The sequence below is a fragment of the Peribacillus sp. BM1 genome, from assembly GCF_056679975.1.
Genome location: NZ_CM155259.1, coordinates 2,872,307 through 2,888,021 on the forward strand (window position 1 = coordinate 2,872,307; position 15,715 = coordinate 2,888,021).

Sequence of the window (15,715 nt, forward strand, 5' to 3'; positions counted from 1 at the left end):
TTCGAGATTATTTATATCTAAATGATATATTATTTAAATCAATTTGAATACATAGAATATCGCGTGAGTTTAAAATTTTTTACTAATTTAAATGATTCGAAAATAGATGAATGTAGATATTAGGATGCATGGAGCACTACATTTTTATTAATCATATAAAAACAATATAATTTACATCTAAATGATATATTGTTTATATTGATTGGGAAAATTACAATAAAAAACAAAGATACTGTGCAAAAAGAAACGGGGGAGAAAATGATGACCTATAATCAATTACCAAAAGCGCAAGGTCTCTACCGTCCTGAATTTGAACATGATGCATGTGGAATTGGCTTATACGCTCATATAAAAGGAAATGCAACACATGATATTGTGAAAAAAGGACTTCAAATGCTTTGTCAATTAGATCATCGTGGCGGACAGGGAAGTGATCCGCATACAGGGGATGGCGCAGGGTTAATGGTGCAAATTCCAGATGGATTTTTCCGGAAAGTTTGCTTAAACTTTCATTTACCTAAAAAAGGGCGTTATGGGGTAGGGATGATCTTTTTTTCAAATGATCAGACGGAGCAAATAAAGATTGAGGCGCAAATAAACGAATTAATAGAACGAGAGGGACAAACGGTTCTTGGTTGGAGAACCGTGCCTGTTGATGTCGGAATAATCGGGAAAGTCGGTATGGAAACATGCCCAACGATTCGCCAGGTTTTTATCGGAGCAAATAGAGATATCCAAGATGATTTAGCATTTGAACGCAAATTATTTATAATTAGAAAACAAGCCGAACAATGGGCGAAAGAACGTGAGTATCGTTTTTACTTTGCTAGCCTTTCAAGTAGAACGATTGTTTACAAAGGATTGCTAACACCCAAACAAGTGGATGCTTTTTACCTAGACTTGCAGAACGACTCTTTTGTTTCTGCTTTCGCTCTTGTACATTCCCGATTTAGTACGAATACTTTTCCAAGCTGGGAAAGGGCGCATCCGAATAGATACCTTATCCATAATGGAGAAATCAACACGCTACGGGGGAATATTAACTGGATGAAAGCTCGTGAACAAAAGCTTGTTTCTGAAGCATTTGGAGAAGATTTATCGAAAGTACTCCCGATTATTGATATAAATGGTAGTGATTCATCAATGTTAGATAATGCTTTGGAATTCTTTGTGCTAGCAGGTAGGAAACCCGCTCATGCAGCGATGATGTTAATTCCCGAACCTTGGACAAATAACCCGCATTTGTCGAAAGAAAAGAGAGCATTTTATGAATATCATAGCTGTTTGATGGAACCTTGGGATGGACCGACAGCCATTTCTTTTACGGATGGGAAACAAATTGGGGCTGTTTTAGATCGAAATGGTTTACGCCCAGCACGTTATTATGTGACAAAAGATGATTATATTATTTTCTCATCGGAAGTTGGTGTCATCAATGTTGAACCAGAAAATGTATTGTACAAGGAACGTTTGAGCCCAGGAAAAATGCTTTTGCTTGATCTAGAACAAGGACGCATAGTTTCCGATGAGGAAGTAAAATCGGAAATGGCAGGGGCTTATCCGTATCAAGAATGGTTGGATGAACATCTTGTTCAATTAGATAATGTGGAAAGAGAAGAAGATGAAGTCGCGGATGTGCTTTCGCGTCAAAAAGCGTTTGGTTACACGTATGAGGAAGTCAAAAAATATTTGCTGCCCATGATCACGGAAGGAAAGGACCCGCTAGGTTCTATGGGGAATGATAGTCCACTGGCCGTATTATCGGATCGTCCACAATCTCTTTTCAACTATTTTAAGCAATCCTTTGCCCAAGTTACCAATCCACCAATTGATTCGATTCGTGAAAAAATTGTTACGTCAACGATGACATACTTGGGGGCAGAAGGGGATTTTCTTCATCCTCATGAAGAAAATTGCTGTAGGATTCAGCTTGAAACGCCTATTATAACGAATAGTCAAATGGAACAATTGAAAGTGATCAAGGGCTTTAGAAGTGCATGTATACACGCCTTGTTTTCTGAAAATTTAGAAAATGAACTCGAGCGTATTTTCCGAGAAGCAGATCAAGTAATTGCTGAAGGTGCAACCCTATTAATATTATCAGATCGATATATGAATAAAGATGAAACAGCCATCCCTTCTTTATTAGCAGTAAGCGCCTTACACCATCATCTTGTTAAACAAGGAAACCGTACAAATGTAAGCATAATTGTTGAAGCCGGAGATGTAAGAGAAGTTCACCATTTTGCTGCCCTTATTGGATATGGTGCGGATGCGATCAATCCATATCTTGCTTATGCTACTTATAAAGAAGCAATCTTAGATGGAAGTTTATCGGTCAGCTATAAAGAAGCGGTTAATAAGTACGTTAAAAGCGTTACCGATGGTGTCGTTAAAGTTATGTCAAAAATGGGGATATCGACGGTACAAAGTTATCGTGGGGCACAAATTTTCGAAGCGGTAGGCATCGGTTTAAGCGTTATCGACCGTTACTTTAGTGGAACGGCTTCACAAATTGGCGGGATTGACTTAGCGACTATAGCGGAAGAAGCTAGGATTCGTCACATGAAGGCATTCGTTGATTCCAATGATGATACGTTAGAGTCAGGAAGCGATTTTCAATGGAGAAAAAACGGTGAACATCATGCCTTTAATCCAAAGACAATTCATACCCTGCAATGGGCTACCCGCAAAGGTGATTATGAATTGTATAAACAATATTCCCATATGGCAAATGAGGAAAGGATTGGCTTCTTACGCAATTTATTTTCATTTGATCCATCTCGCCAAGCCGTAGCAATTGAGGATGTGGAATCTGTTGACTCGATCGTCCGCCGATTTAAAACCGGTGCGATGTCCTTTGGTTCTTTAAGTAAAGAAGCGCACGAAACATTAGCAATTGCGATGAATCGGTTAGGTGGGAAAAGCAACAGTGGTGAAGGCGGGGAACATCCAAATCGTTATATCATAGACGAAAATGGCGACAATCGTCGAAGTGGCATTAAGCAAATTGCCTCAGGTCGCTTTGGTGTGAAAAGCCATTATTTGGTCAATGCAGATGAATTGCAAATTAAAATGGCACAAGGAGCGAAACCAGGTGAAGGAGGGCAGCTTTCTGGTAATAAAGTGTATCCATGGGTTGCGGAAGTCCGGGGTTCTACACCAGGTGTTGAACTCATTTCTCCGCCGCCACATCATGATATTTACTCCATTGAAGATTTAGCACAGTTGATCCACGATTTGAAAAACGCCAATCGTGACGCAAGAATCAGCGTGAAGCTAGTATCAAAAGCAGGCGTTGGGACCATTGCAGCTGGTGTAGCCAAGGGCGCTGCAGATGTTATCGTTATCAGCGGGTACGAAGGCGGGACTGGTGCATCTCCTAAAACTAGCATTAAACATACAGGGTTACCCTGGGAGCTTGGGCTTGCAGAAGCACATCAAACATTAATGCTGAATGGCTTACGCGAGAGAGTCATTTTAGAAACAGACGGAAAGCTCATGACCGGAAAAGATGTCGTCATGGCCGCGATATTAGGGGCAGAAGAATTTGGTTTTGCGACAGCACCACTTGTTGTTCTAGGTTGTGTCATGATGCGTGCTTGTCATTTGGATACTTGTCCTGTCGGGGTCGCGACACAAAACCCAGAGCTTCGTGCAAAATTTACCGGGAATCCAGATCATATTGTAAACTTTATGCGTTTTGTTGCTGAGGAAGTTCGTGAACTTATGGCAGGACTTGGATTTAAAACAGTTGAGGAAATGGTTGGTCGTACAGATGTCTTACAAGTAAGTGAGCGAGCAAAAAATCATTGGAAAGCAAAACATTTGGACTTATCCACGCTGTTATATCAGCCTGAAGGAATTCGTACGTTTCAAACACCCCAAAACCATAAGATTAATGAATCACTAGATATTCAAGTCATCTTGCCAAGCGTTCACCCAGCTTTAGAAGATCAGATACCGGTGGATATCACGCTTCCGATTACAAATGTCAACCGTGTTGTTGGGACCATCGTTGGTAGTGAAGTTTCAAAACGATATGGAGAAGAAGGATTACATGAAGATACAATCACGCTTCGTTTTACAGGATCAGCCGGGCAAAGTTTCGGTGCCTTTATTCCGAATGGATTGAGTCTTCATTTAACTGGTGATGCGAATGACTATCTCGGAAAAGGACTATCTGGTGGAAAACTGATTGTGAAGGCACCTTATGAAGCTCAGCTTGTAGCGTCAGAGAATGTAATTGTCGGAAATGTTGCCTTAATTGGTGCAACTAGCGGTGAAGCCTATATCAACGGTCGCGCTGGAGAACGTTTTGCGGTTCGTAATAGTGGTGTAAACGTCGTTGTGGAGGGAATTGGCGACCATGGCTGTGAATATATGACTGGTGGATGCGTTGTCATTTTGGGCAACGTTGGAAAAAACTTTGCGGCAGGTATGTCAGGAGGAATCGCTTACGTTCTTGCCGATCATCGTGATGAGTTTATGGCACTGTGCAATCAAGAGATGATCGAACTTTGTGAGATTGATGATCGACACGATGTCGCGATACTGTGGGAAATGATTCTTAGTCATTATATTTACACAGGTAGTATCAAAGCGTGTAATGTGATTGAGAATTGGGATGAGATCGCCGGAAAATTTGTAAAAGTCATTCCAAAAGACTATAAGCGCATGTTGGAAAGTATTCAAGAACAAAAACAAACTGGTTTAACAGACGAACAAGCGGCAATGGCTGCATTTCAAGCGAACGCCGGACGAGAAAAAAGAAATTCTATTCAAATATTTGAAACAATGATGAAATAAGAAAGGAGAGGGGAATATGGGAAAAGCGACAGGATTTATGGAGTTTACTCGTCAAAAACCAAAAGATAGAGATCCACTTGCGCGATTAAGCGACTGGAAAGAGTATTCATCCCCTTTGGCTAATAAGATGTTAAGCCAACAAGGAGCGCGGTGCATGGACTGTGCCACTCCTTTCTGCCATATGGGTTCGGAAATACAAGGGATGACAACCGGGTGTCCAATTCACAATTTAATCCCAGAGTGGAATGATTTAGTTTATCGTGAGCGATGGAAGGAAGCGTTAGATCGGTTGCTTAAAACGAATAATTTCCCAGAATTCACAGGTCGTGTTTGTCCAGCTCCTTGTGAAGGGTCTTGTACAGTAGCCATTTCTGATCCAGCGGTCACAATTAAAAGTATTGAGCGAAGCATCATTGATAAGGGATTTGAAAATGGCTGGATAACACCGCGTATTCCAGAAAAACGGACAGGGAAGAAAATCGCTATTATCGGCTCAGGCCCTGCTGGTTTAGCAAGTGCGGATCAACTAAATCAAGCAGGCCACAATGTAACCGTCTATGAACGGTCAGACCGTGCAGGAGGATTATTAATATACGGTATTCCAAACATGAAGCTTGAAAAAGACATTGTCGTGCGCCGCATCCAATTACTAACTAAAGAAGGCATTGACTTTGTCACAAATACGGAAGTTGGCAAAGATATCTCAACCGAAGAACTTCAAAACCAATTTGATGCCGTTATCCTTTGTACAGGGGCTCAAAAACAGCGTGATCTAATGCTTGAGGGCAGGGAAGCGAAAGGAATTCATTTCGCGATGGATTACTTAACAACCACTACGAAAAGTTTACTAGATTCCAATTTTGAGGACGGCCAGTTCATTGATACAAAAGGCAAGGATGTAATCGTAATCGGAGGTGGAGATACAGGAGCTGACTGTGTCGCTACTGCAATCCGCCAAAATTGTCGTAGTGTCGTGCAATTTGGCAAGCACCCAAAATTACCAACATCTCGTACGTCCGAAAATATGTGGCCAGCCTATCCGAACGTCTTTACACTCGAATATGCGTATGAAGAAGCTGAAGCAAAATTTGGTGATGATCCCCGCGAATATTCTATCCAGACGAAGAGAATTGTCGCGGATGAAAAAGGACATGTAAAAGAGCTGCATACCATTCAAATGAAAAAAACAAAGGATGAAAATGGAAAATGCTACTATGAAGAAATTCCAGGATCCGAAAAAATCTGGCCCTCACAATTGGTCTTCATCGCAATCGGGTTTGAAGGAACAGAACAGCCGTTATTAACTCAATTCGGTGTAGCAACAACGGATCAAAAAATCAACGCTGCCTATGGCGATTACAAAACAAATATCGAAGGCATCTTCGCTGCTGGTGATGCAAGAAGGGGTCAAAGCCTCATTGTATGGGCGATTAACGAAGGTCGTGAAGTTGCACGTGAAGTAGACTGCTATTTGATGGGAAGTTCGAAATGAACTTAAGTTCTTTCATGAAAAAATCTGATTCCAAAACTTGTGGAATCAGGTTTTTAAATGTATACGTCATTAAGAATAAGACTACAATCTGTTTTTTTAGTAAAACAGAATTACTTGGAGTTTAGAAAAGTATTTTTTTGCTTAATGATGGCTAGCGAATTGGGAACCCTAAAAAGAAAAGCCTGTACACTTTATAAGCAAACATATTTTAAGAAGACTGTGCTTAAGGAGGACCATATGAAAGTAACAGATGTGCTTGTTCAATGTTTAGAAAATGAAGGGGTCGAATATGTTTTTGGCATTCCTGGTAAAGAAATACTGGATCTCGTAGATTCCTTATCCCGTTCTAACCAAATTCAGTTTGTGAATGTTCGCCATGAACAAGGAGCCGCATTCATGGCGGATGTATATGGAAGGTTATCGAGTAAGGTGGGGGTATGTTTATCAACGCTTGGACCCGGAGCTACTAATTTGTTGACAGGAATAGCAAGTGCGAAGCTAGATCATTCACCTGTAGTGGTCATCACAGGACAAGCTGCTTTTGAAAGACAACATAAAGAATCCCATCAATATTTGGATATAGCAAAAGTATTTGAACCTGCAACAAAATGGAGTATTCAAATAAAAGATTCACAAAGAATTCCTGAAATGATCCGAAAAGCCTTTAGAGTCGCAAGGATGGAGAAACCAGGACCGGTAGCATTAGAATTACCGGAGAACTTAGCAGAACAAATGATTTCAAGCAAACCCTTACCGGCTACTTCTGTTCCAGAAAGTATTCCTGTAATGGATTCGCTAAAGGCTGCAATATCACTTATTCAACAATATAAGAAACCACTTGTTATTATTGGTAACGGAGTGATTAGAGAAGAAGCCGTAGCTGAAATTCATACCTTTATTGAAGCTCTTCAAGCACCGGTGATTCATAGCTTTATGGCAAAAGGAGTTTTACCTAAACATCACCCACTTAATTTCTTTACTTTTGGGTTCAATGAAAATGATGAAGTTTTAGCTGCCATCAAGGAAGCAGACTTGCTTATTGTCATTGGATTTGATTTCGTGGAAAAGTTACCTAAAGAATGGAATGAAAAGAAACTGCCGATTTTACATTTAGATGCAATACCCGCTGAAATAGATGAGTATTATCCCGTGCAGGTAGAATTGGTCGGAAATATCAAGCAATCCTTAAGGGAGTTTAATCGACTTACTATTCCAAATAAATCATGGGTACCTTTCGGAAATCTTCAAGAAGAAATCAAGAGATCTTATCAAATTGAAGAAATACCGCAAGATCTTAAATCATTACCTTTAACGATAGAGAAAGTCTTACATATTATCGAAAAGCTCTCTTCAAAGAATACTATTGTGATTTCAGATGTCGGTGCCCATAAAGTGTCAATTGCTCGTACTTATCAGCCAAAACAGCCAAATAGGCTTATTATATCAAATGGGCTAGCCTCAATGGGAATTGCTATTCCAGGGTCCATAGGTGCTAAGTTAGCTTGCCCCAATGATTCTGTAATTTGTATAACTGGAGATGGCGGGGCTTTGATGAATTTTTCAGAAATAGAGACAGCCAAGCGTTTAGGACTTTCTTTCATTATCATTATTCTAAATGATTCAATATTAAAATTGGAACAGGAGACGATGAATAAAATGTTTGGAAAGAGTTATGGAGTAGCATTTCAAAACCCGGATTTTATTCAGTTGGCAACTAGCTTTGGAATCAAAGGGAGACGAGTGTCTCAAGTAGCAGAATTTGAAAATACGCTGAAAGAGGCATTAGAATCTTCAAATGAGCTTGTAATAATTGACGTTTCTTTACAAATCTAATACATGCTTTCTTTTCAATACAATAGAATAGGGACTACTCTCCTTTGAATATATAAAAATAGAAGCTTTTTAGGGGGGGATACCGTGGAACGTCCTGATCCAATGGTTCGAATTACAAAACCGGAAGATATCTTGGTTCCATCAGGCTATAAAATTGAAGTATTTGCTGAGAAACTTATGACACCCATTAATTTAACGTTTACAGATCAAGGGGATATGCTCATCGCAGATGCTGGAGTAGGTTCAGGAAATGGTAAGGTGTTAATGCACACCTCAACCGGAATAAGAGTAATTGCTGAGGGATTTAACCCTCCGCTTACGGGGATTACATTTTATAAGGAAAACATCTATGTTGCTCATCGAGGCTTTATTACAATAGTAAAGCCAGATGGTTCTAAGAAGGATATTATTTCAGGATTACCGAGCCTCGGTGATCATCATAACAATCGCGTGATATTCGGCCCTGAAGGTAAGATGTATTTCGGCCAAGGAACAGCGACTAACTCCGGTGTTATTGGTGAGGATAATAGCAGGTGGGTGAAGCAGCATCCGTACTTTCATGATTATCCAGGATCTTTCATTCCGCTAGTCGGACAAAACTTTGAAACAAGAAATATTTTATCTGATCAATCAGGTGAACGTGTATGGACAGGAGCGTATTCTCCATTTGGTGTCCCTTCCTATCGAGGGGAATATATAAAAGGGATGGTGAAGGCGAGCGGTAGTATATTGAGAGCCAATCCGGACGGAACTCAGCTTGAATTAGTTGCCTGGGGACTAAGGAATCCATTTCGTCTAAAGTTCGATCGACAAAATCGCCTATTTTGCGGAAATCATGGAATTGATGTCCGAGGAAGTCGGCCTGTCAATCAATCTCCGGATGAATTTCAATGGATCAGGCAAGGAATGTGGTATGGATGGCCTGATTATACAGGGGGGCTACCTGTGACAAATCCTATGTTCAAACCAGAAGGAAAATCACAGCCAACCTTTTTACTTGAACAGCACCCTATGTCGCCACCCAAACCTGTCGCTACATTTGCTCCCCATTCGGCCATAATGGGCTTTGATTTTAACTATGACCCATCGTTCGGTCCTATAGGGGAGGCATTTATTGCTGAGTTTGGAAGTGAGGCACCAGATACGACTGGTGGAAAAGCCTCTCCGTTAGTTGGTCACCGCGTTTCTAGGGTTCACACTGAAACAGGAAAAATCACGACATTTACTGTCAACAAAACTGGACTTGCAGCAAGTGCAACGGCTGGAGGCGGCTTGGAACGGCCGATTGATGTTACGTTTGGGAAACAAAATGAAATGTTTATTACCGATTTTGGCATCTTTAAACCACCTGGAAGTACTAAACTACTGATTCCAAACACAGGTGTAATTTGGAAAGTTACGAAGATATAATTGCTTTTACCCTTTTAAAAATGGTTATACTGATTTCAACCCAAACCCAGTTATAAAGGATAGCGAATAATAAAATAAAACCTAGTGTGAGGAAAGAAAAAGTCTGAGAAACAGTAGGACCTAGTACTGGGAATTCGAAACCGTACAATAAGATGATAATTCCAATCGTTAATAGTGTAGCACCGCTAAAAATAATACTTACCCTCGTTTTGAAAAAGGAAAAAGCAGCTCCAGCACCAATCCCTAATAAACCTGTTGTAAAGGGGAAAATAATGAGTTCGCTTGGCTGAAGAATAAGGAGTAATCCGATTGTTAGCAAATAGGAAATCCAACCAAGAGGAATGGAAAGCATGGAGCAAAAAAGGATAGGAGTAGTAGCGAGTGGGCTAATGAAATAACCGATTCCAGGGAAAAGACCTCCAGCTGATTGAAAGAGTGCGGCTAGACTCGCGAAAAGAGAGCCTAACACAAGCCGTTTGGTTTTAGATAGCCTAAGAAAAGTATGTTGAGTAGATTTGATCTCATCAGAAATGGATTTTAATGAATCCATGGACATCACCTCATTTAGACTTTTTTACACTATATGTGTCATTTCTAAAATATTTGCTTGAATTGTTGAACTACCCACCACTTAATTTTCTAACAAAAATTTGAAGTGGGGGATTCCTAAGAACACCAATCTATCGATCAGTTATGGGTTAGGCGATCCCCGTAGTCCCTACGGTTAGAAGTCTTATCGCTTCGGTTTTAAGATTTCGTCCTGCGTTAATATCTCTTTGGTGATGGGTATGGCACTCTGGACAGTCCCATTCACGTAATCCAAGATGTTTAACGTCTTCATTTTTATAGCCACAACATGAACAAAGTTGACTAGAAGGGAAGTTTTTTGCAACCGTTACGACTTGTTTCCCGTACCATTTCGCCTTGTATTCAATCATTCTTTTGAATTGTGACCATGCTACTTCACTAATGGCTTTGGCAAGATTGTGGTTTTTAAGCAAATTAGATACGGACAAATCTTCCATCCCAATCATGTCGTGGTTTTTGACAATCTTAGTGGAGATTTTATCCAGTTAATCTTTTCGTGCATTTGCCATTTTTTCGTGGATGCGTGCTACTTTGATTTTAGCTTTGTACCAATTCGAACCACCTATTGTCCGTCTACTCATGATTCTTTGGGCTTTGGCTAGCTTTTCTTCTAAGGTGCGGAAAAATTTTGGATTCGAATAGATCGTTCCATCTGAAAGAATCGCAAAATCTTTGATTCCCAAATCGATCCCTACTGCTGACTCTGTTTTAGGTAACTCTGATACTTCTGTTTCCGTTGCTATAGACACAAAGTATTTACTAGAAGGGGTTCGTCTAATGGTAACGCTAAGAATGCGTCCTTTTACCTCACGACTTTTAGCAAAAAGAACAAGCCCTAGTTTAGGTACCTTAATTTTGTTTTCAATAACAGCGATATTTCCGTTCGTATGCTTTGTTGTGTAAGATTGAACCGGGTTCTTTTTAGACTTAAATCGTGGTTGTTTATTCTGCTTTCTGTAATAACGATCATAGGCATCACTTAGATGTTCAACAGATTTTTGCAAGGCAATACTGTCTACTTCTTTTAAAAAAGGATAGTGTTGCTTTAATTGAGGAAGGAATTTAACCGTTTCGTATTTATTCAAGTATGTACCTTTCCAATCATTAGAAGGAAGTTGGCCATTTTGTTTCATTTCTTCCACGACGTACCAATAGAGATCTTTTTCTTTTTGTTTACCAAGAAAGAAGTTAAACACGAAACGTGAACAACCTATCGTTTTATTGATTAGTATAGCTTGATCTTTGTTTGGATAAATGCGAAATTTATAGGCCTTATTCACCAACATATGATTCACCTCCTATATCCTATTTACATTTTACCATTGATTACACAAAATACAAACATTTGTTCTGTTTAATTAAAGTAAAAAGATAGCAAAAAGAAGGACCGTTAAACTAACGCCTAACCGAAATTCATCTCCCCCTTATCGTTGGGCTACACTCTTCACACGATTGAAGAGGGAGTCTTCTTTCGGAAAATGATAAATTACGTGGTACTTCTCATACAAAACAAATATGACGTTAATACGCCACCATTTACCACATGTAACACGCAACACTCACCTAATCACAATGGTGGCGTTGCGGAGCTGGAATTTTGGATGCTTTCTCGTTAAAATCAGTATATCTGATAAATAGATTGGCTATATTAGTAAGTCGCGAAGCCCCGTCCCCATGTCCTTCATACAACATGGAATCCATTTATAAGTAAGAAAAGATATACTGTATGAGCTTTCAATTTACTCAATAGGAGATAAAATAGTCGATGTACTCTTAAACAAATGGAGATGTCTCATAAGCTCTCTGGACGAAACTACTATCACAAAGTAACTATGGGGACATCCAGTTTACATGTGAGACATCATCATTTGTTTGTTTTTTATGTTGTCCATTAGACGAGGCAGAAGGACGAAGAAGAAATAAGAATGTGGCGATATTAAAAGTTCTTAGTTTTTAAGACGCTTGAGCTATCGCTACTCAAAAAATTTACTTTTCAAGAATGATCTCTTTTTATGATCTATTCCTTTAAAATAACAATCAGCCGCGAGATTTGATCTAAAAATTCTAAATATAAACTAAAAGAAGAATATTTTTTACATTAGCGCTTTCAATTTATTATTGACGGATAATGTCGAAAGTGATATTCTACATGTATAAATAATTAGTTAGTTTAATGAACAAATTAATTAATTGCATTTTAATTCGAAATTGGGTAACACTTTTTATTTAATTCCTTTTGAAAAGGATTACAAACGAGGGTACTTTTAACTGAAAAAGGGGTGGGTTTTATGGGAGCACCAGCATTAGCATCAAAAACAACAGCTACTAGTTCCAAAAAACTGAGTTTAAAAGAGAAAATGTCCTACGGTTTTGGGGATGTTGGAAACGGTCTCATGTTTGATATGGGACAGATTTACCTTTTGAAATTTTATACAGATATATTAGGGATTTCATCGTACTGGGCCGGCTTAGTCTTCTTAATTTCAAAAATATTCGATGCCTTTGCCGATGCGAGTGTCGGGGCTTTTGTTGATTCTCGAACGAACATCTCAAAACGCGGAAAGTTTCGACCATTTATTCTTTGGGGGTCCATTCCTCTCGCCATCTTAACAGTAGTTTCATTTTTAGCACCGGATTTTTCCGATAGTGGAAAAGTTGTCTGGGCATTTGGTACGTATATGGCATTTGGACTTGCTTACTCTATTGTAAACATTCCTTATGGATCTTTATCTGCAGCAATGACTCAAGACCCAATAGATCGTGCGTCACTTGGATCATTCAGAGCAGTTGGGAGTCAAATGGCATTACTGATTGCAGGGGTTTCTGTTATTCCGATTGTACTTCAGTTTTCTGACCATAAGACTGGTTATCTTGTTGCCGTTTCAATGATGGCATTGTTTGGCGTAGTTTTCCACTTTATTTGTTACCGTAACACAAAAGAAAAAATTGTAAGGCAGCAAAGAAAAGAAAAAATTCCACTTCCAGTATTGTTTAAATCATTGTTATCTAATAAACCATTAATTGTACTTTGTTTAGTATCACTATTCATGATTGCAGCTAGCAATCTTCGTACAGCTGTTCAGCTATACTACTTGGAGTATAACTTAAACAATCCAGGTTTAATGGCAATTCTAACTTTTCTAAGTATTGGACTTGCGATTTTGGGTTCTATGTTTATACCAGCTCTAGTAAAACGAATTGGTAAAAAGAAAACGTTTGCTCTTGGGCTTGTAATCGGTATTACAGCTGATATCGTAAACTTTGTGTTGCCAACTGATACGACAACATTTTTAATTGCATTTTCAATCGGAAGCTTTGGACTTGCTTTTGCTTTGGGTCTTCCATGGGTGATGGTTGCTGATGCTGTTGATTATCATGAATGGAATTCAGGTGAACGGACAGAAGGTGTGGTCTATTCATCATACAGTTTCTTCCGTAAATTGGCACAAGCACTTGCAGGTTTCATTCCAGGGGTTGCGTTAGGAGTGATTGCTTATGTTCCAAATGTACAGCAAACTTCAGAAACACTGCTTGGCCTTAAAGGACTAATGTTCATGGTACCTGCTGGTCTAAACATTATTGCACTTGTTATTCTGTTGTTGTTTTACAAATTAACAGATGCTATATATAGCAAAATCGTCGATGAATTAAAAGAAAGAAATAGTAAAAACAACCCAGATTTAGCTTAAGTTTTATCGCTAAATTAAAGTAAAGAGTATGATCCGAATTAACAACTAAATACAACAAATTCCCCTTTAGCAGACTTGCTAGAAGGGGAATTTGTTGTATCTAGGAAAATAGAATCCATTTTTATCTTGCATGAGCGGAAAGTCAAGACCCCCACCTTAAGGCTTAAATAGGTGGGGGATAACTTGCCCGTAAAAGACCGATTGGTGAGATATAATGAAACTTACCTTTGTGGTTTTAAAAGGGTAAGTTTGCATCCAGGAGATGCAGATCAAACAGACGAAAGACTAAAGGACGCGGCTTACTTAGTCTGTGAATCATTGTATTGACAGAATATGTTTACGGATATACCATCGATCCATACTTATTAAACGGGATCGAGTATCTTTTATTAATTGCAAACAAAAAAATCCCCTTGTTAGCAGAATGCTAGAAAGGGGAACCGACTATATAATTACTTTCGATTTTAGCATCGCATCTTCTTCATATGTTAAATTAAGCATTGGAACATCGAGAAAATGTTTGATGGCTAGTGCACAAGCTCCCATAGCGCAAGCTTTTTTCCCAATTGAGGATATCGACAGTTCACGATAATGACTGATGGAAGACGTAAGATTTTCTTTAATTTTATTGACGGACTCTGGTAACATTCGAAGCAGTTCACTATATAACACTAATACATCAGGATTATACAAATTAATCATATTGTTTAAACCAATTGATAAATAGTAAATAAATTCTTCGATTCTTTCAAGCACGATCTCATCGCCTTCGTCAATCCATCTTTGAATTTGATCATAACTTAGATTCTTGATTTGCCGTTCTTCAGACAGTTGTTTGAAAAAACTCGTTTCGGATGCGTATTGCTCCCAACAACCCAAATTTCCACATTTACAAGGTTTTCCTCCAGGTACGACAATCATATGGCCGATCTCACCTGCAAATCCATCATGACCACGAAAAAACTCACTGTTCATCATCATGCCAAGACCGATCCCTGAAGAAAGGCTTGCACATAACAAATTGTCAGTTTCATGATGGACAAAGACTCGTTCGGCAAACGAGCATAAGTTTGCATTGTTTTCAAGATAAATATTAATGTCTATTTCTTTCTGTAGGTCCCTTTTTAAAGGGATGTCTCGCCACTGTAAGGATGGAACATATTGAATAACTTCATTTTTCGTAACGAGCCCATGGATACCGATGACAATTCCAATAATTCCATAGAGGCTATCTGAAAAATTTGTAATAAATGATTTGATCTCGCTGATTAATATACGAAAAATCGATGTGTATTCTGTGGTATTTATTTCGACATCTTTCGTAGAAATAGGTTGGCCATGCAAGTTTGATAGAGTGAAAGAAATATGGCCATAGTCAAGGTCAATACCTAACGAGTATCCTGCTTCACCGTTTATAGAAAGCATAATTGGCTTTCTGCCGACTGCATAATGCTCTAGTTGCCTTTCAACAATGAGACCTTCTTCTAATAAAGAAACAGCTTGTGCTGAAATGGTTGCTCTTGTTAAGTCTGTTGCCTTCGAAAGATCTGCTCTGGAAATCATGCCTTCCTCAATGATTTTTTTGATGATTAATGATCGATTGATTTTTTTTATATAAGATGCATCACCCGTAATCATGCATTTATTCCCCCGTTCGCGAGCTGTTTTTATGTATGCGTTTTCATTATAACAGTTTTCACAACATTAATCCTAACTATTTTGAGAATATCTTCAATAAGGGGAATTGACGAAATAAAAAAAAAGTGATAAATTAGATTTGTAATTAATTTGTTTAACAAACAAATTAATTGAGTAAGAATTTTGAGTAGTATTATTACTATTTTTGAAAAGGTTTACAGGAAAGTGTATTATAAGTTTTATCACAAAATTTGGA

At 38.8% G+C, this 15,715-nt stretch carries 7 protein-coding genes and 1 pseudogene; 5 read left to right on the forward strand and 3 right to left on the reverse strand.

What is annotated here, in order from left to right:
* The first annotated feature begins 261 nt into the window (after window positions 1-261).
* The 4 genes from gltB (at window position 262) to AC1MGI_RS13910 (ending at window position 9,544) form a co-directional block, all read left to right on the forward strand.
* Entirely contained in the window at window positions 262-4,809 is a 4,548-nt protein-coding gene (gltB, locus tag AC1MGI_RS13895; RefSeq protein WP_480349792.1) for a glutamate synthase large subunit, read from the forward strand.
* Window positions 4,810-4,825: 16 nt separating this feature from the next.
* Entirely contained in the window at window positions 4,826-6,301 is a 1,476-nt protein-coding gene (gene gltD, locus AC1MGI_RS13900; RefSeq protein ID WP_480345765.1) for a glutamate synthase small subunit, read from the forward strand.
* A gap of 237 nt (window positions 6,302-6,538) precedes the next feature.
* A complete protein-coding gene (locus tag AC1MGI_RS13905) occupies window positions 6,539-8,134 on the forward strand; it encodes an acetolactate synthase large subunit (RefSeq protein WP_480345766.1) in 1,596 nt (531 codons plus the stop codon).
* 84 nt (window positions 8,135-8,218) lie between these two features.
* The gene (locus AC1MGI_RS13910; RefSeq protein WP_480345767.1) at window positions 8,219-9,544 is read left to right on the forward strand and encodes a PQQ-dependent sugar dehydrogenase; all 1,326 of its coding nucleotides are present in this window, start codon (window positions 8,219-8,221) and stop codon (window positions 9,542-9,544) included.
* Here the strand turns inward: AC1MGI_RS13910 and AC1MGI_RS13915 are convergent.
* Both AC1MGI_RS13915 and tnpB read right to left on the reverse strand, forming a co-directional pair.
* Window positions 9,531-10,094 (reverse strand): hypothetical protein, encoded by a 564-nt coding sequence (locus AC1MGI_RS13915; RefSeq protein WP_480345768.1) that lies wholly within the window; start codon window positions 10,092-10,094, stop codon window positions 9,531-9,533. The two genes, AC1MGI_RS13910 and AC1MGI_RS13915, sit on opposite strands and share 14 nt — an antisense overlap.
* Before the next feature lie 148 nt (window positions 10,095-10,242).
* Window positions 10,243-11,418: pseudogene (gene tnpB / locus AC1MGI_RS13920) on the reverse strand (IS200/IS605 family element RNA-guided endonuclease TnpB).
* 1,002 nt (window positions 11,419-12,420) lie between these two features.
* Between tnpB and AC1MGI_RS13925 the strand changes: the two are divergent.
* Window positions 12,421-13,821, forward strand: coding sequence for a glycoside-pentoside-hexuronide (GPH):cation symporter (locus tag AC1MGI_RS13925; protein WP_480345769.1), 1,401 nt, complete (start codon window positions 12,421-12,423; stop codon window positions 13,819-13,821).
* Between the two features lie 444 nt (window positions 13,822-14,265).
* On the opposite strand, the gene AC1MGI_RS13930 is transcribed toward AC1MGI_RS13925, so the two are convergent.
* Entirely contained in the window at window positions 14,266-15,459 is a 1,194-nt protein-coding gene (locus tag AC1MGI_RS13930) for an ROK family protein (protein WP_480345770.1), read from the reverse strand.
* Between the last annotated feature and the right edge of the window lie 256 nt (window positions 15,460-15,715).

Bases quoted from the DNA above. Each gene is read 5' to 3' on its own strand.
- gltB (WP_480349792.1), top strand. From the start codon at position 262: ATGACCTATAATCAATTACCAAAAGCGCAAGGTCTCTACCGTCCTGAA.
- gltD (WP_480345765.1), top strand. From the start codon at position 4,826: ATGGGAAAAGCGACAGGATTTATGGAGTTTACTCGTCAAAAACCAAAA.
- AC1MGI_RS13905 (WP_480345766.1), top strand. From the start codon at position 6,539: ATGAAAGTAACAGATGTGCTTGTTCAATGTTTAGAAAATGAAGGGGTC.
- AC1MGI_RS13915 (WP_480345768.1), bottom strand. From the start codon at position 10,094: ATGGATTCATTAAAATCCATTTCTGATGAGATCAAATCTACTCAACAT.
- AC1MGI_RS13925 (WP_480345769.1), top strand. From the start codon at position 12,421: ATGGGAGCACCAGCATTAGCATCAAAAACAACAGCTACTAGTTCCAAA.
- AC1MGI_RS13930 (WP_480345770.1), bottom strand. From the start codon at position 15,459: ATGATTACGGGTGATGCATCTTATATAAAAAAAATCAATCGATCATTA.